The 18,799-nt window shown below is 49.8% G+C and carries 10 protein-coding genes; 9 read left to right on the plus strand and 1 reads right to left on the minus strand.

What is annotated here, in order from left to right:
* Positions 1-101 precede the first annotated feature (101 nt).
* From pepB to mrcB, 5 genes are all read left to right on the plus strand, one after another.
* On the plus strand, positions 102-1,394 hold the full coding sequence (gene pepB, locus KU855_RS00415) for an aminopeptidase PepB (protein ID WP_218528362.1): 1,293 nt from the start codon (positions 102-104) through the stop codon (positions 1,392-1,394).
* A 43-nt stretch (positions 1,395-1,437) separates the two neighbouring features.
* On the plus strand, positions 1,438-1,959 hold the full coding sequence (locus KU855_RS00420; RefSeq protein ID WP_218528363.1) for a GNAT family N-acetyltransferase: 522 nt from the start codon (positions 1,438-1,440) through the stop codon (positions 1,957-1,959).
* Positions 1,960-2,117: 158 nt separating this feature from the next.
* A complete protein-coding gene (locus KU855_RS00425) occupies positions 2,118-4,304 on the plus strand; it encodes an EAL domain-containing protein (protein ID WP_218528364.1) in 2,187 nt (728 codons plus the stop codon).
* 71 nt (positions 4,305-4,375) lie between these two features.
* Positions 4,376-6,877: an ATP-dependent helicase HrpB gene (gene hrpB / locus KU855_RS00430; RefSeq protein ID WP_218528365.1), complete on the plus strand. Its 2,502-nt coding sequence runs from the start codon at positions 4,376-4,378 to the stop codon at positions 6,875-6,877.
* Positions 6,878-7,011: 134 nt separating this feature from the next.
* Complete coding sequence (mrcB, locus tag KU855_RS00435; protein ID WP_218528366.1) at positions 7,012-9,372, plus strand: penicillin-binding protein 1B; 2,361 nt, start codon at positions 7,012-7,014, stop codon at positions 9,370-9,372.
* A gap of 56 nt (positions 9,373-9,428) precedes the next feature.
* On the opposite strand, the gene KU855_RS00440 is transcribed toward mrcB, so the two are convergent.
* On the minus strand, positions 9,429-11,612 hold the full coding sequence (locus tag KU855_RS00440) for a TonB-dependent receptor domain-containing protein (RefSeq protein WP_218528367.1): 2,184 nt from the start codon (positions 11,610-11,612) through the stop codon (positions 9,429-9,431).
* Between the two features lie 245 nt (positions 11,613-11,857).
* On the opposite strand from KU855_RS00440, the gene KU855_RS00445 reads away from it, so the two are divergent.
* From KU855_RS00445 to KU855_RS00460, 4 genes are all read left to right on the plus strand, one after another.
* A complete protein-coding gene (locus tag KU855_RS00445; protein ID WP_371316295.1) occupies positions 11,858-12,568 on the plus strand; it encodes a DUF3581 family protein in 711 nt (236 codons plus the stop codon).
* A gap of 238 nt (positions 12,569-12,806) precedes the next feature.
* Positions 12,807-16,481, plus strand: a complete 3,675-nt coding sequence (locus KU855_RS00450) for an ATP-binding protein (protein ID WP_218528368.1) — start codon at positions 12,807-12,809, stop codon at positions 16,479-16,481.
* The gene (locus tag KU855_RS00455; protein WP_218528369.1) at positions 16,481-17,128 is read left to right on the plus strand and encodes a hypothetical protein; all 648 of its coding nucleotides are present in this window, start codon (positions 16,481-16,483) and stop codon (positions 17,126-17,128) included. Before KU855_RS00450 ends, KU855_RS00455 begins: the two co-directional genes overlap by 1 nt.
* A 64-nt stretch (positions 17,129-17,192) precedes the next feature.
* Positions 17,193-18,413, plus strand: coding sequence for a phosphoenolpyruvate carboxylase (locus KU855_RS00460; protein ID WP_218528370.1), 1,221 nt, complete (start codon positions 17,193-17,195; stop codon positions 18,411-18,413).
* Positions 18,414-18,799 lie beyond the last annotated feature (386 nt).

Here is an 18,799-nt window from a genome sequence, read left to right on the forward strand (position 1 = left end):
ACAGTCAATAATGAAAAGATGTGCCCTAGGGTAAGTGGCAATAGAGTCTTGGGCAAGTTAGAGTACAGCTATAATCAAAAACAACACCGAAGGATAGGTTTATGCAAAGCACGACAATGCGGGTCAAGTTATGCCGTGAAGCGGCTCCAGCAGCTTGGGGACAGGCCGATGTTATCTTTAACGATAAGGGGCAAGGTCCAGAAGCGAGCATTCATTTAATCAGTGGCAGTGATGAATTACGCCAAATTCAAAAAGCCGCCAGAAAATTACGCAGTCTCGGTATTCATCAGGTCGCACTAGCGGGGACGTGGTCGCTTGAGCAGCAATGGCGCTTTGGCCAAGGGTTTTATTGCGCCAAAAATGATTTTGAATTGGCATGGACTGGCGATGAGGCCGATGTCAGGGAGTTAACTCTGCGGGCCGCCTGCGCTGGTTTTGCGCGTGATCTGGTCAATGACACGCCGGAAAACCTATCGCCGTTAGTGCTAGCGCATTCCGCCGCAAAATGGTTGGCGCAATTAGCCCCAGATCAGGTGAGTTATCGGGTCATAGAAGGTGAAGCGCTTTTAGCGCATGGCTGGATAGGCATACATGCGGTGGGTCGTGGGAGTGAAAGGCCGCCGGCGTTATTAGAGCTGGATTACAACCCGTTGGGCGCCGATGCCCCAGTGGCCGTGGCCTTAGTGGGTAAAGGCATTACCTTTGATTCCGGTGGCTACAGTATCAAGCCATCAGAAGGGATGCTCACCATGAAGTGCGATATGGGCGGTGCCGCGACGGTGACCGCCGGCTTAGGATTAGCCATTAGTCGTGGCTTGCAGCAGCGAGTAAAGCTGTATCTATGTTGCGCCGAAAACTTGATCAGCGGTCGAGCATATAAGCTTGGGGATATTTTAACCTATAAAAATGGCGTGAGTGTTGAAGTGGTCAATACTGATGCAGAGGGGCGCCTGGTCTTGGCCGATGGCCTGCAAGCGGCCTGTGAGTCTGGCGCCAAGTTAGTGATTGATGCGGCGACTCTGACGGGGGCTGCGGTGATGGCGGTAGGGCGCAGCTACAATGCGATTTTTTCGCCTGAACCGGCGTTATTGCTGGCCACTCAACAAAAAGCGGCTGCAGTGGATGAGCAAGTGTGGCCATTGCCATTAGCACCATGGCATAAGGATATGTGTCCTTCGGCGTATGCGGACACGGCCAATAGTCGGCCGATGAAGGGTGGCGGCGCCGGCGGCGCATCGAATGCGGCAGGTTTCTTATGGCGCTTTGTGAGCCCAAACTGTCAGTGGTTGCATATGGATTTAGCCGCGGCATTTGAAGACTCAGCCTCGTCTTTGCATGCTGCCGGGGCCACGGCGCACGGCGTGCTCACAGTGGCAGAGCTATTGAAGGCGTAATCAGAGCACGGGGCGAGAGGTTCGCCCCGTCAAAGGAGCGTGAATGTTGATAAGAAAAGCTCGAGCCGAAGATGGCTTGGCTTGTTTTGCCTTAAGAAATGCCGCCATTTTAACGGGTTGCAAGGGTTTTTATGAGGATGAATTACTCGAGCTGTGGACGGAAGGGGAGTGCCCTAGTTGGTTTTTGCATGTGGTGGCCACCGAGTTTTATGTTCTGGAAATTGCAGGCCGGATCTTGGCGACGGGGTTTATTGATTTAAATTTAGCGAAGTTAGAAGCCCTGTTTGTTCATCCTGAGGTGATGAGAACCGGGGTTGGCAAAGCTATGTATTTGTATTTAGAGTCATTAGCCATTAGTCATGGCCTTAAAGAAATTCGCTTAGAATCAACAATTAATGCGGCGCCGTTTTACCGAAGTCTAGGATTCGGTGGAAGCGGGCTGGAGCGCAACAGCGTCTATCATTCCCCCAAAGGCTTCAACTTGCCATGCATCGAGATGCATAAGCCTTTAGGTGACGCTCGTCTGACCGAGCGCTCAGCGGTCATCGCAATCAACTCTTCCTGAGTAGCAGCCATCCCGAGCGGTGACACTTTTCCTTGAGCACGGCCGCTACACTAAAAAACTGCTAGCTTTCAAATTGATGAACAATTCTCGCATGAATGAGTGCAGTAGTTATATTTAGCGCTATGCTTAGCTGAAAGGACTTAACAAAGCGACATGGCATGCAAGGACAGCTATTACAACGGATGCTGCAGGACATTTTTAGTCATGGACCTAGCGCCACGCTCAGCCAAAATGTAGATAAAGCACTGCAAGCAATCACAGAGCAGCTGGATTGTGATGGGGTGTTTGTGTTGGGGCTGCCTGATCAGTCAGGTTTGCATCGCTTACGTCCACACCAGCTGTATACCAAACATGCTGCCGGCATGCAGAGCCGCGATTGGCCGTTAGCGCGCTTAGAGTATTTTAGAAAATTAATTCGTGCAGGTGAGCCAGTCATTATTGACGATGTCAATAGCTTGCCCAGTATGGCTAGGCAGGAAAAAATGCTATTGAAACAGTGGGAAGTTCAAGGCCTCATGGTGTTGGCGCCCATTTGTTTTGGTGATACTAAACTGGCATTGGGGGCCGTCAGCCGCCAACCGCGAAACTGGTCTGAGAGTTTTATTCAAGAGCTGAACCATACCCAAACCCTGATTTCCTCCGCGCTTGAACTCACTCGCATCGCCAATGCGTTACTGGAAAGTGAGCATAAATATCAATCACTGTTCAATCAACTCCCTCTGGCATGCGCCGTCATCGATAATCAAAATCGTTTATCGTTACTCAATCAAGTGGCACGTCATAGTCTCGGGGTCTTTGAGGGGCAGGACTTGACGAGTTTGCTACCAGAAAGCGAAAAGGTGGTGCTCACCGATGCGATTAAAATGGTGCGTGATGGTGTTCTGCATCAATCCTGGTGTGACGTCGCCTTTAAAATCAACAAACCGAATCTTGCCTCTACGCGGCAGAGTTGGCAGCGGCTCAACTTTAGCAAAATGCAAAATGCCCCCGACTCGATTGTCCTTTTAGCGGAAGACATCAGTGAACAGCACCGATTGGCAGCGGAATTATCCTTTCAAGCCAATTACGATCCGTTGACCGGATTAGCCAATCGTTGGCATTTCGAGGCCTTGCTAGCGCAAATGATAAGTGAAGATAATAGCGCACCAGCATGCGTAGCTTTTCTCGATTTAGATCAGTTTCAAGTGGTCAATAACATTAGCGGCCATATGGCTGGGGATAAATTATTGTGTCAAGTGGCCATGCGCTTAAAGCAATTGGTGCGTCGCGGTGATGTGGTGGCTCGACTCGGCGGCGATGAATTTGCGATCTTAATGCATCAAGCCAATGTCGAGTCTTCCAGCTTAATTGCCGGACGGATCTGCCAGCAAATTGCCAATCATGAGTTCATTTGGCAGGGCCGTCAACACAGCGTCAGTGTCAGCATGGGCTTGGCTAAAATCGATCGATCCGATGCCGATATCTATCATGTGATGAGTCATGCCGATGCCGCGTGTAGTCTTGCCAAAGAAATGGGACGTAATGGCTGGCATTTCTATGACAATAACGATCCGAGAATGCATAAATTACAAAATGAGATGTTGGCCAGTACCGACATTTTATCGGCATTAAATCGCGACGACTTTACACTCTATTTTCAGCCGATCGTTCCCTTGCAAGGGCATGAATCTGGCTTGCATATGGAGATCTTACTGCGGCTCGTGGCGCCCGATGGTAAGGTGTTATCGCCAGATACCTTCTTACCAGCGGCTGAGCGTTATAATTTGGCGGCGCGAGTCGATAGCAGGGTGGTGAATAATCTTTTGGAGTGGGCTGAAAGGAATGCCCCTATTTGGAATAGCTTAAATATGGTGTCGGTTAACTTGTCCGCCACCTCGTTAGGGGATAAAACCTTTTTGCAATGGCTGGAGTTGAAATTACAGTCAGCGCCACAGTTTGCCAGTAAACTCTGCTTTGAAATCACCGAAACCGCGGCCCTTAGTCAGTTAGAGCTGGCCAGTGACTTTATTCTGATGGTGCGCCAATATGGTTGCAAATTGGCGTTAGATGATTTTGGTGCGGGCTTTTCCAGCTTCTCTTACCTGAAACTGTGGGATTTAGATGTGGTGAAGATTGATGGCCAATTTGTGAAAAACCTTTGTCACAGCAAAGATGATCAAGCGATTGTGCGCGCCATTTGTCAGCTAGGCCAAGACATGCATTTTGTCACCATTGGTGAATTTGTTGAAGATAATGATATCGCTCTGCTGCTGGCGCGGCTTGGGGTGGATTATGGCCAAGGTTATCATTTTGCTAAGCCGATGGCGCTCAGTTCGCTAAAGGACAGTCAGCAAGCGATAGGCTAAGAGAGCAGTCGTGGCATCTGTGGTTGAGAATGAGTACACTGATGCGATTGTATCGTTAATAAGCCGCAATTTTGTCCCAGCTACCTATCCATGATTTATTGCCGACGATCCGTGCGGCCATCACTCGCTCAAATCAAGTCATTTTAGAAGCTCCCACCGGGGCGGGTAAATCGACGGCGCTGCCGCTCGCCATGTTAGATTGGTCCGAAATTAACGGTCGCATCATCATGCTTGAGCCCAGACGCGTTGCGGCGCGAGCCATTGCCCATTTTATTGCACAACAACGTCAACAGGCGGTGGGGAATGAGGTCGGGTATCGGGTGCGCGGCGAAACGCGGATAAGCAGCCATACGCGTCTGGAAATTGTGACTGAAGGCGTGCTTACGCGGATGATCCAAGCCGATCCCGAACTCAGCGGGGTCGCGCTGGTGATTTTTGATGAAATTCATGAGCGTCACCTCACCACGGATTTATCGCTAGCACTGGCGCTGGAAGTGCAGTCGACTTTTCGTGAAGACTTAATCTTAGTGGCAATGTCAGCCACCTTATCAGGCTTACCGTTAGCGCAATTGATGCCCAATGCGGCCAATATCAGCTCGGAAGGCCGCATGTATCCGGTCAGCATTGATTATCACGCGCCAAAAGTGGCGGCCGAATGGTTGCCTCACATGGGGCGGGTGATCACCTCACTAGTCGCACAACCACCACTGGCCGGTCATGTATTGGCATTTTTACCCGGCAAAGCTGAAATCAATAAGTTGCAGCACATGTTGAGCGAGCGTCTCGATAGTCAGCGTTTTTTAGTGGTGCCGTTATATGGCGCCATGTCGTCAACGGCGCAAGATCTCGCCTTGGCAGATGATGCCCTTGGCCGCACTAAGGTGGTGTTAGCCACCAATGTGGCTGAATCGAGTTTAACCATTGCCGGCGTGACCATGGTGGTGGATAGTGGTTGGCAAAAACAAGCCAGTTACCAACCGAGATCCGGCGTAAGTTTACTGCGGTTAAAGCGTATCAGTCAGGCATCCGCCCTTCAGCGTAGTGGGCGTGCGGGTCGAACTGCGCCTGGGGTTTGCATTCGTTTATGGCCGAGCGCCGAGTTTGATCGCCAGGCGATCGTTGATGATGCCGAAATTTTACATGCTGATCTGAGTCAAATGGCCTTAGATGCCAGTCAATGGGGCGTGCGCCAGCTCAATGAATTGCCCTTATTGACAGCAGCACCGCCCATTCATGAGCAGCAAGCTTGGCAATTATTGCAAGATTTAACCTTGGTGGATGAGCAACATAAGCAGACCAAGCTCGGACGCCTTGCCCATGGGCTTGGCTGCGCGCCGCGATTAGCCCATATGTTGCTGGCCGCGGTCACATTAGCAAAGCAGCCCGAGCAAGGGCATTTCCCGGCATTAGCCTGCTTGCTGGCGAGTATTATTGAGGCACGCGGTTTGCCGACCAAAGGCGCCGACATTTATGATTATTTAACGGTGGCGCAAAGCGGACAACTGGCCACTCAGGCGCGTCAATGGTTAAAAAAGTTGGGGGCCAATGGCAACCTCAATGAGGCTAGCGCTCGCGCTCACCCGCATGATATCGGGCTATTATTGGCGCTAGCCTTTCCTGATCGCATTGCCAAGCGTCGCTCCAGTGACGGCTTTGTTCTCGCCAATGGCACCGGCGTTACGCTCGAGTCGGCAGCGCTGAGTCAGCAGCAATGGCTGGTGGTGGCGGATTTTCAGCAGCATCAAGGCCAGAGTGCCGGCCGGGTGTATTTAGCCAGTCCACTGGATGCCGCGCGCTTTGGCGATACCTTGGCTCACCTCGTCAGTGCGCAGTCAGTCTTAGCGTTTGATGACCAAAGTCAGCGCGTGTGTGGTCGTCGTGAATGGCGCATTGGCCAAGTCGTCTGGCGAGAGCAAGTCTTGACCCAATTTGACTCATTGATGGTCCAGCAAGCCTTATTACAACAAGTGGCTCGCAAGGGGCTAGGCTTGTTGGCCATGACCGATGAGGTTAAGCAGTTACAGCTGCGCCTCGCGTTGGCCCATCAATGGGATAACCAGCATCAATGGCCTGACATGAGTGATGGCGCCTTATTGGCGACGCTGGATCAGTGGCTGGCTCCTTATGTAGTTAATATCAACAGCTTGGCACAATTGGCCAAGTTGAATATATTGGATATTTTGCAAGCCGCGATTCCTTGGCCCTTACGGCAGACGCTGCAGCACTATTTACCTGAATCTTGGCCGATGGCAACCGGCAGTCGGGCGCCGATCCGGTACGATGAAGCCGGCCGAGCCTTATTGAGTGTACGCTTACAAGAGGCTTTGGGCATGGCACAAAGCCCCTCGGTGGCTAATGGCCAGCTAGCGGTGACCATGGAGTTATTGTCTCCGGCGCGCCGACCCTTGGCCTTGACGCAAGATCTCGCCAGCTTCTGGGCCGGCCCCTACCTCGAGGTTAAAAAAGAGATGAAGGGGCGTTATCCTAAGCATTTATGGCCTGACGATCCGCAATCTTGTGCCCCGACCAAGCACACCAAAAAACGCACGCAGCAATTGGCTGCCAAGGATTAAGTTGCACCATGACGCAGGCATGCGCTGGTATCAAGTTGCCGAGCGATCTGGGATAATGTAATTCGTTGCCACCAGAGCTTAGCCACTGGTTAAGTTCAAGAAAGTTACCGGCCTAGTGTGAATAGACAGGATTTATGACAGTTAAAAAAAGTACCACAGCAACCAAGCCCAAGACCAAGGCTGGGGCGACATTGAAAGCGGCGCCTAAGGCGAAAAAATCACGGAGCCAATCTCGAGGTTCGCCGGCGCCTAGCTTGCTGCGACGCTTGCTGTCTTTCAGCTGGAAATTAGGCTTGGTGGTCACGGTGCTGGTGGCGAGCTACTGCATTTATTTAGATCAGATTATTGCCAGTAAATTTGAAGGGCAAAAATGGTATTTGCCTGCGCAAGTGTTTAGTCGGCCGATGGCCTTATATCCAGGGGCCGCCATTAGTCATCAACAAGTGATTGAAGAGTTGCTCTTGCTTGGTTATCGCAAGGTGGCTAACCCACGACAGGTCGGGGAGTTTTCGGCGTCATCGACGCGGATCCAATTATGGCGTCGTCCCTTTTTACATCCCGATGGCAAACAGCCTGAGCAACAGGTGATGCTGAGCTTCGATAGTCAAGGATTAACCTCGGTGGCACGGATGTCCGATAACCGCCAGTTGGCGGTGTTTTATTTAGAGCCTGTGCTACTCGATCGGATCATTGCCACCGACGGTGAGGATCGATTGTTCGTGCCTACCGCCGAAATGCCGCAGTATTTGGTGGAGTCATTACTGCTGGTGGAAGATCGAAGTTTCTATGAGCACCACGGCATTAACCCGATTGCGATCATCCGAGCCGCCATGGTTAATATGAGTGCTGGGCGCACGGTGCAAGGGGGCTCGACCATTACTCAGCAGCTAGCGAAAAACTTCTTTTTAAGCAGTGAGCGCTCGCTCGAACGTAAAATTCGTGAAGCTTTAATGGCGCTGATCATTGATTTTAGATACAGCAAGCAAGAAATCCTCGAAGCGTATTTAAACGAAGTGTATATGGGCCAAGATAAGTCGCGTGCGGTTCATGGCATTGGCTTGGCTTCGCAATTTTATTTTGGCCGCCCAGTGGCTGAACTCACCTTGGCGCAACAGGCGTTTTTAATTGCTTCCATTAAAGGCCCCTCTTACTACAACCCTTGGCGCTATCCAGAACGGGCGTTAGAGCGTCGCAATCTAGTGCTTAAGTTGCTGATGGAAAATAATAAAATTAGCGTTAATGACTATATCGCGGCGGTGGATACGCCCTTGAGTATTCGTAAAGAGTCTAAGCCGGTAAGGGCGCGGCTGCCGGCGTTTTTTGCTCAGGTAAAGCGAGAGTTAGCCAGTCGCTATGGCGATGCCTTATTAACGCAGTCGGGGATCAAGGTGTATACCACTCTAGATCCCCTGGCGCAGGAAGCGGCTCAAAAGGCGGTATCACAAACCATGAAGCAATTAGATAAGCGCGCGCAGGATATTCAGGCTGGCATGGTGGTGACCGATAAATATAGTGCGGGCATTGCGGCCATGGTCGGTGATCGCCTCCCAGGATTTGCCGGTTTTGATCGCGCCGCCGATATTCGTCGACCGATAGGATCTTTAGTCAAGCCCTTCGTGTATGTGACGGCATTGGAGCAAGCCAGCTATAACTTAATGACGCCATTAACCGATCAGCCCATCACCTTGAATAATGGTCAGGGCACGACTTGGTCGCCGCAAAATGTCACTAAAACCTTCAGTGGCGAAGTCAGCTTGTTGCAGGCACTGAGTCAATCGATGAATGTGCCAACGGTGAATTTAGGGATGGCATTGGGGATTGATGCTGTCAAAGACACCTTAACTCGCGCGGGATGGAATGGCGCCATCAGCGACTATCCGTCGATTTTTCTCGGCGCAATCGACGGCTCGCCCCTGATGGTGGCTCAGGTCTATCAAACCTTGGCGGACGGTGGCCGTTATCGCCAATTGCACGCGGTCACGCATGTGTTAGATACCAATAACCAGGCCATCATAGGGCGCGATGTCGATGCCGGCAGCGCTATTCCTGCGGGGGCAGATTATTTGGTGAAGTACGCCATGACCCAAGTGGTTGAAAAGGGCACGGCTAAACGATTGGGGCAACAGTTTGCCAACGTGACCCTCGCGGGTAAGACTGGCACCAGTAATGATGGTCGTGATGCATGGTTTGCTGGGTTTGATGAGCGCAATGTCGCCGCCATTTGGGTGGGGCTTGATAATAATGGCAAAACCAATTTATATGGCAGCAGTGGGGCGATGGCGGTGTACCAAGCGTTTTTAGGCGCGCGAGCACCGATTAGCTTGAGAATGCTGCCACCCCAAGGCGTAGTGACAGGGTATTTTGATAAGACCTCTGGCGTTGCCATGGCGTCAGATTGCGCTAATGTGGTCGCCGAACCTGCGTTAGCCGCGAGTTACCATCCGGCCAAGAACTGTGGTCAGCCACTTAACTGGTGGCAAAAGTTAATCGAATAAATGGGGTTGTTATCGCGAACAATCAGGCGACCAGGTCGCCTGATTGATGCTGGTGATTAGAACTGGTAGCTATATCCTAAGGTCAGGCTTCTGGGTTTTCCTGAGAAGATAGAGCCATGAATGCGAGTTGTCATATACGTTTCGTCTAACAGGTTTTCGGCCTGCAGATAGACTTCTTGCTGCTCAGATATAAAGTAGCGCGCGGCTAAATCGACCACTGTCTTTGACTCGATTAGCTCATCGCTAGGGATGGCACCATGGCCCGCATCCGTGCGGATATCGCTGGTGTAACGTCCCGCCACCGTCACCTGCCACTGCGCTGTTTCGGCGCCAATACTTAGGTACATTTGATTGCTGGGTAAGTAAGGCAATTCGTCGCCAGCATTCACTTGCCCCCAAAAGTCTGAGTCGAAGCTATTGCTGAACTCTGCTTGGGTATAGGTATAGGCCATCTTAATCGGGAAGCTAACTTGGCCTTGAGCATTAAGGGTATAACCGCCACTCAGCTCGAATCCTTTGACATCGACGGCACCGGCATTGTATTGATTGCCAATATTGTCGTCATCACACCCTTGAGCCGCGGTGCAATTACCGTGCATATTGCTGTAGTCGCTATAAAAAGCGACAGCTTCGGCTTGCAAGTCATCTTGGTTGAATCGCGCCCCTAATTCATAATTCCAGCTTTTCTCAACGTCACCGTCACTATTGCCAGGCGCGGCGGGAGCAAAGCCTTTTTGCACCCCAGTAAAGACTAACCATTGATCTGTGATGGCATAGCTCACGGCCGCGGCGGGCAATAAAGCATCGAAATGATTACGGATGTCTTTGCTTGGCTCGCCCACTCGGCCTGGATTAGTTTTGCCCCAATCTTGGCGACGAGTTTCGATATCTTCGTAACGCATACCCAAGGTGATGGCTAACTGATCAAAACTCATCTTGTCTTCGACGAACATGGCCCAAGCGTTAGCGCTGTCAATCCGATTCGAGTCAGTCCCTGGAATGCCGGCATCTTCGGGGGCTAATGTCATGTGGTACTGCTGGGTTAATTGATAATTATCGACCCATTGGAATCTATCCATTTGATCTTCGTGATAGCGCAGCCCGACTGTGACTTGATGCTGAGCTACGTCCCAGTTCACTTGAGTTTGTATGCCTTGGGACAAGTAATCACGGTTATTGGCTTTCACTTCTACGGCTAGGCTATCCAATCCTGAGGTGCCAGCATCGAACGCTGAAGCTAGCTCGATACCGCCGCTTGCTAAACTTTTGCCATTGATTTTATTAACTTTATACCAGTTGCGATGAAACGCGTTGTAATAAGCCACGCTGGAAAGATTGAGCTCTGGGCTGAACTCAATCACATGGTTCACTTGCAGTTGTTGGTGATCCGTGACCATTTGGTCATTTTGAGAGGCGCTATAACGACTCCATGGCGCGCTATGATAGTCGGCACTGGTGAGGCCCATATAGGTTTCATTCGAGGTTTCATCTGAGTATTTCAGTTTGATTTGCAATTGCTGGGCATAGGTCGCGTCCGCGTCAGAATGCAGGCTGACTTTGGCTAATGCATCGGTGCGTACAAAGCCGCTATTGCCACCGACGTGATTGATGTCTCTAAATCCATCCGCTTGATATCTAAAAATTTCAGCCACGGCGCCGACTTGCTCTCCTTGGCCACCGCCATATACATGGGCTTTGGCAAAACCGTCTTGGCCAAGGGCAACATCGAGGTTACCGGCGAGTTCATCGGTTGGGATACTACGAGAAACTAAATTGAGGACACCGCCGGTGGTCCGTGGGCCATATTGAATGGTGGAACCGCCTTTCATGGCTTCGATCCGCTCCATTCTGCCTGGGGTTGGAAAATAATAGGCCGCTGGCGAGGCATAAGGGGCGGGGGCCGCCAAGACGCCATCTTCCATGACTGTGATTTTTTCAGAGCGATTCTGGCCAGTGCCGCGCATGCCGATATTAGGACGTAAGCCGTACCCATCTTCTTCTTGAATGTAGATCCCAGGAATGGTCGCTAACGTGCGCATGATATCTGTGTATTTAAAGGTGTCTAATTCGGCTTGGGTAATTTCATGGGCGCTGGCAGGGGCGGTATTGAGTGGGTTTTGTTGACCAAAAATGGTGATTTGCTCTAAGACACTAGCGTCATCGGCCATCAAGTGGGAGGAATAACTGGCCATTAGCGCCATGGTTAATAGTGACAAGGGCAAGGGTTTGGCTGCGAACATAATATCTCCAATTAATAGTGCTAAGCTAAATGATAATGATTCGCATTATAGTTATATTTGGGTTGGTGTAAATAGTTTGTTTGTTAAAATGCACTTAATTGTTGGCGGGGTACCAATGAATCATTAACATGCTATCAGATGAGCACTGCGCTTTGGCAATCATTAAGACATCGGCTGAGTGTTTTTGATATATGCAGTTACACTGTCGTCAATGAGCAAGTTCCCTAAGGATACATAAGAGAATAATGATGTTTTTAGATGAATTTTTTAATCAAAACGACGGCTTAATCTCAATCAACGCCGAGCAAGCCAGTTACTTTGCTAAGGCGATTGCCGGTGACTTCAATCCTATTCATGATATTGATGCTAAACGTTTTTGTGTTCCTGGGGATTTGTTGTTTGCCCTGTTATTGATGCAAAACGGCCTGCGCTCTCAGATGGATTTTCGCTTTGCTGATATGGTGGCGGCTAACAAAGCGCTGCGCTTACCGCCAGCGAGCGATTGCATGCAAATTGTCGATGACAATGACAAGTTATTTTTACAGGCCGATGCGCGAGGTGAACTCAGCCAAAGCGCATCTCAAATCGAACAGTTTATTCGGCGTTATGTGGCGTTTTCTGGGCTTAACTTTGTTCATATCATGATGCCACTGATGCGTGAGCAGGGAGTGATGATCAATGCGGCTCGCCCTTTAGTGATCTACGAGCGTATGGGGTTTAGCTTAAGCACGCTGGCATTTGATGAGGTCGAGTTATCGCTGGTTGATGCGCGTTTGTCCCATGAAGGTAAGCGTGGGCAAGTGGACATAGATTTTGCCATACATGCCGCAGGTCAGCTCGTGGGCAATGGCTATAAGCGATTATTACTTAGTGGCCTCAGACCCTTTGAAGAAGAGAGTGTCGCGGCCATGTGTGATGAATACGCCCGTCGCGCCAATCAATTTAATCCTAGCTAACCCCATGGGCGGATGGCGAGTCTGACTCGCCATCCGCCCATCGTCAATAAAAGCCAATAATTGCTGCCAAATACGGCAATTACCACCGCCTCATTTGCTTGGCAACTGGCTTTGGATTACCTTATTGACCTTTCTATCTGGATGACAGTTAATGTCATAAACCGCAACGGAATAAATTGGCAACCTAATCGCCATTTTATGTTTTGTGCCAGAGTTTGATGGCCATGCAAGGAATACCATGTCGAGCCTAAATCGTATTATTTTAATTGACACTCATCTGCCGGGTGTCGTTGAGTTGGCCCTTGATGGCCACACCAATATTTGTGGTACCAATGCTTCGGGTAAAACCACGCTGCAACGTTTGGTGCCGGTGTTTTATGGTGAATACCCTAGCCGAGTGGTGCCCTCGACCCGCGACAGTTTTGAGCGTTGGTATTTACCTAACGAAGCTAGCTATATCATTTATGAGTATCGCAAAAGCGATCAGCAGCTGTATCAGGCCATTTTATCTTCGGCTGGCGACGGCAAAGGGGTGAATTACCGCTTTGTGGCCACCGGCTTTAATTTTGAAGACTATGTCAAACAGCGCCAAGGCGATCACGTTATCTGCTATCCGGCTTCTGAGCTTGGGCGTCAGTTTAAGCGCCAAAATATTGCGGTTAGCAATTTGCTCAATACCCGTGAGTTTCGAGCCATTATTCAAAACGATCGCGCGCTGTTAAGCACTGGCTCAAACCGCCAAGAATTACGTGCCTACGCCCGTCAGTTTGCGTTATGTGATCCCGAATTTTCGCTGCGCCACATTGAAAAACTGGCTAAAGCCGTGCATTCCAAAGAAGGTAAAATGGAAACGGTTAAGTCGATGGTGGCGGCGATTTTAGAAGAAGACGGGGTCAATCCTCCGAGTTCGCGTTTAAACCCGCAACGAGTCGAAGCTTGGATCCGTGAGAGCCAGCTAATTCAAGGGTTTGAACAAATTCGTCCCGAATTTGATAAGTTAGCCGATGAATTTGAACAGTTACAAGGCACCGAGTTAAGGCTGGCGAGCTTACATAAAGGCTATCGTCACGATGAAGGCCTAGAAGTGCAGCGCCAAGATCAAGCCTTGTTGGATTCTAAGGCCACGAATCTGGCATTAAAACAGCTCGATGAGCAATGGAAAGACAGCCGCGATGAACTCAACCTGGAATTATCGGCGGCTAAAGGTGATATCAATAAATTCGAGGACGAGCTCGATGCCATTGAAAATCAATATCAAGCCTTTATGGACGCTGATATTGATGCTGCGAAAACGGCATTGGCCACCATTCCGCAATGGCGACAGGATCTGCAAGCGCTCAATGATCGTCACAAGCTGCAAACCGAAAAGCATCAAGATATCGAGGCGGCCTACAATGCTCGTCGCAGTGAGCTTGGCGAGCAGCTTAATCGTGAATTGGAAAAGCTCCATGCCGATGTCGATAGCTGCCGTGAGCAACGGGATGCACAAAAAGAACTGGCACGCAGCGAGCTTGAACAGATAGCGCAAGCCGGTCGCGACCTTGAACAACAAGGCTTGGCTGGGTTCCATGAGCAAGAATACCAGCTCAAATTAGCCATGGCGGCGCACCAATTAAAAATTGATAGTGTCAGTTACACGGAAGCCGAAAAACTGGCACTGGCCGTGCTTGATGAACGGATTAGCCATGCCGATGAAGAGCAAGAGGTTTGCGCCGCCAAACTGGAGCGCCTGAGTGCCCAGGAGCGTAAGCTACGCAGCGAGCGTGACCGCGCCGATGATGGCTTACGACTGGCCAGCAAGCGCGTCAATGAAAAGCTCGCGGCCCTTGATGACATTAAGCATGTGTTGTTCCCTGAATCCCATACCTTGCTGGAGTATTTACGCCGTGAAGCGCCAGGCTGGGAGTCCGGTCTAGGTAAGGTGATAGCCCCTGAGTTATTGCACCGCACCGATCTTCGCCCAGTGCGCAGCCATGAAGACAATCAAGAATTATTCGGCTTAAGTCTCGATTTAAAAAGCTTAGATATCCCAGCTTATGCTGCATCAGAGCAAGAATTACGCTTGCAATTACAGCAAGGGCAAGATGCCCACAGCGCCGCTCAAGCGGTGCAGCAGCAAGCCGAAGATCTGCTGGTGGCAAGTAATGCTGCCCTAGATAACTTGGCTAAAGAGTTAACTCAGGCGCGCGCTCATAATCAGCACAGTCGCGAAGAGTTGCGCCGTTTACTTGATGAAAAACGCACCTTACAGGCACAAGTGAATACCGCGCTGGCAGAGCGCAAGCAGCAAGCGGGTAAGCAACTCGTAATTTTGCAAGCTGAAATCAAGCAGTTAGCTTCTGATAAGCAAGAGTGGCAACAACAGCACCAAAGCGATGTGATGGACAATCGCATGGAGAAGACGGCTTTTTGGCAAGAGATCATCGGTGCTATTGAGTTAACCTTAACCCAGCAGCAACAGCAGATCAGTCATCGTCGTCAGCACGCCAAGAGTGAACTACAAGCCTGCGAAACTTGGTATAAGAATGAGTTGAAATCGCGCGGTATCGATGAAGATCAAATCTTAGATCTCAAGCGCCAAATCAAAGCGATTGAAACGCAAATTGTCGCGGCGGAGCAAGGCCGAAGCCAAGTGTTACGTTACGATGATTGGTATCAACACAGCTGGCGTCAACGTAAGCCGAAATTGCAGGCGCAACTGACCGAAGTTAAGGCCAGCTATGCCACATTTGAGCAGCAATTAAAAACCAAAATGCAGGCGGTAAAAAATCATCGAGCCGAGCTCGAAGCCGATAAACGCCAATCTGACAATATTCAGGTCGAAGCGTCTGAAAACTTGACCAAGCTGCGGTCATTGTTGCGTAAGCTGGCGGATATTAAGTTGCCAAGCAATCAAGATGAGGCGGCGGGCAGTATCTCTGAGCGCCTGCGTCAAGGCGATGAGTTGCTGCTAAAGCGGGAAAGTTTGCTGAACTCAGTAAAACAATATGTCGATCATTTTGATAGCGTGATTGTTAGTAAATCAGGCTCTAGCCTTGCCGAAACATGGGAGCGTGCCCGCAGCGATGCCACCTTAGTCACCGACAAGGGGATCCGCTTGTTGGACTACCGTAAACTCGTGCCGGCTTTAGCGCAGTTACTGAATGTGATGGTGCCGCAATCTATTACGGCGCTGCGGGAGCAAGGTCGTATTTTTGGGGTCGATTTAACGGCCTATTACGACGTTCTGGCCGATATTGATCGCCGTATCGCCAGTCAAAGTGCGCGGATCACCCGTGAAGTGGGTGAAGAGTTGTTCCTCGATGGGGTCTCTGAGTCTGCCGTTCGTATTCGCTCGCGCATCAGTGAACTTGAGTTCTGGCCTGAACTTGAGCAATTTGTTAAAGCATTCCATCAATGGCAAGCCGAAGGGTTTAGTGGGCTGCCGGATGAAGATTATGTTAATAGCATGCGGCGTGCGCTCGACATTATTGGTCGCAGTGCCTTGACGGGCGGTGTGGCCAAGTTGCTGGAAATCGAATTACGCCTCAAAGAAGGTAACTCGGATTTGATTATTCGTACCGACCGACAGCTCAATGAATCCTCGAGTCACGGCATGGCGTATTTGATCTTATGTAAGTTTCTACTGGCCTTTACACGTCTGTTGCGTGGTCCAGCCGAGGTTACTGTGCACTGGCCGATTGATGAACTTGGCACCTTGCACCATAACAATGTCAAAAAGATCTTTGATGCTTGTGAGAACAATAATATTAGCGTGTTGGGAGCCTTCCCAAATCCTGAGTCTGAGGTGCTTAGCCTGTTTGCGAATCGTTATATCATCAATAAGCAAACCCGAAAGCTGCAAGTGGTAAAACCCAAGATTAATCCCTTGGCAGAGAAACTGAAGGCCTTGGCCACAAAAGAGGTGGTGTAATGGATCAAGTCACATTGATGGCGAGTCAAAGCGAGTTAGTTGAGCGGTTACTTCAAGGTGAGTTTATCTGCCGTACCAGTGGTGAAGAGCAATGGCGCGCATTGAAAAGTGCCGCCAATCGCGAACAGATAGAGCACTATCTCAATCAGTTAAATCGCACCTTGTGTAGTGCCTCTGAAGGGGAAGTGTTTTTTTGCGGTTACCTGCAATTAGGTGAGAATGAGCGCAAAGTGATTTCGGCGCAGTTTAAAGAGATCTGTCAAGCGCTTATCCCTATGGTGGAATGGTTAGTGTTAATGCAAGAGGCCTCTGGCCAAGACGCCTCACTCGTTGAAGGTTCGGCGCTGCGCTTACCAGAATTGCAAACACGCATTGAAGATACGCCGGCCCTGCGTGAGCAGCTGACTCAAGTCAGCCAATATCGCTTGTTTGGCTCGACCTCGACCAATGTTGATGCACAGATTAAGTTAGTGTTTAAACGCTTAGTGGAACTGGGCTATTTACTTAAACCAAACCCAGAGAAGCAAATTTACATCGCCACAGGTAAAGTCGACTACCTCTATGAGGTGATCCGCTTTATCGACGAAACCGAAGGGCTGCAATTGGAGGCGCAAGCTGAAACCGCGACCCAGAGGGATTTGCTATGAGCATGAGTTTACATCGGCTTGGGGAGATAAGCTGGCTTGATGTTGCGCCTCAGAGGAGTTTGCTATGAGCACCAATTTACATCAAGCCGGGGTTAAGTTGCTTAAGCAACTTGGCCGCCACAGTGATGTGATCATGGATGTGTATTTGGCGGGCTCCTTGACCGATGGCCAACATGATCCTACGGTCATCGACAAGTTGCAAAAGGCTGGGATCCTATGGCGACCGGAGCCGCAAGAGCCGCTGCGTTTAAAGCGCACCTTGCGCGCCCTGTTAGAGGAAGGTCTCAGCGATGAGCGCAATCGCCAAATTGACGCCAATGTTGGCTCGGCGCTCGCGACTATCAAGACCTTAGCCGAGCATTATAAAGAAGCGCGTCACCATTTGGATTTTAGCGCCGCCGAAGCTTATCTTAATGACTTAAATGAGCATGTGTTCAGTTTTACCGAAGGCTTGCGTTACGCGATTCGCGTGCTCTGGAGTCGGATCAATAACGAGTTTGGTTACGTCGGTTCGATTAGCGCCAAAATTCGTGAGAATGAATTGGCCCAGAGTCAGGTGACCGAATTGCTCAATGGCCTTGCTATGTTCCATTTTGATGAGCTGGCCAATATTGCCGGAGATATTCGCGAGCTGAGACGTTTGCTGGTTACCAGCTTGCAAGATCAAATGAGTTATTGTGCTCAAGAGTTGTCGGTAGTCCAGGGGCGATTACTCGAATTGCTGGGCCGATTTAGACAAATTCAAGGCCGTACTCGGTTATTAAAAGGCTGGTTGTTACACACGGATTTGCATCCTGATTATCAGGTCGAAAATCATGTGGCTCATCAACAAATATCCAGTTTGTTTAATCGTGCCGATGCCATTCTGGCGCCGGCTCATGTGGATGTACATAACAGTCTTCATGAAACCGAATTGCTTGAGTTAGTGGCTAAGATTAAAAGCATTAGTCATTTAACTGCAGCCGATAAACCACTAGCCGAGCCACAATTACTGTCGCTCAGTGCCAACGATGATTTTGCCATCGAGGATGACCCGCTGAAGTTAGCGGTTGAACAATATTTTATGGCGGTGATTGAGTCGGGCTCGCGTCAATCGGCGCTTGAATATCTTGAGCAGCAGCAACTCCCTTGGCCTAGCGAAAATTGGTTATATCAGGTGATCTGTGGCTATGATGGGCTCGTAGAAGAGTATCGCCAATTTTTCGAGCTTGAGCCCATCGGTGAGGATCATCCCGTCTATAGCGGTAACTTTATTATTCGTGATGTCGAGCTATGGCTCGCCTAAACGCCATCGTGTACTGTAATTTGTCTCAATAATGCAGCCTTAGGCTGCATTTTTTGTCTAGATGATCTCCCTTGCTGCTCAGCTAATCTTTTGCTCGCACGCTTATTTTTGCTGATTATTTGGTGTTATATCCTGTCGGCTCAGCTTATTGCAGAGTAAGTCACTGATTTGGTTTAAGCTGTTGTTCTTGTTATGTTTTACTAATGTTATTTAAGTAAAAGTTTAGATTATCTATAAAATTATTGGTGTACATTATTGTCTTTTAAAAACAATGGTTTGCGCCATTTCGCTGAAAATGGCTTCCGAGATAAATGCTTTGTTATTGGATTTGCGAGTTGATATTTATGCCAGCATGTTTCACTATCCCAAGCAGTAATCCAGCCAAA

It is taken from the genome of Shewanella sp. NIFS-20-20, from assembly GCF_019209865.1.
In the GTDB taxonomy this organism is placed as follows: domain Bacteria; phylum Pseudomonadota; class Gammaproteobacteria; order Enterobacterales; family Shewanellaceae; genus Shewanella.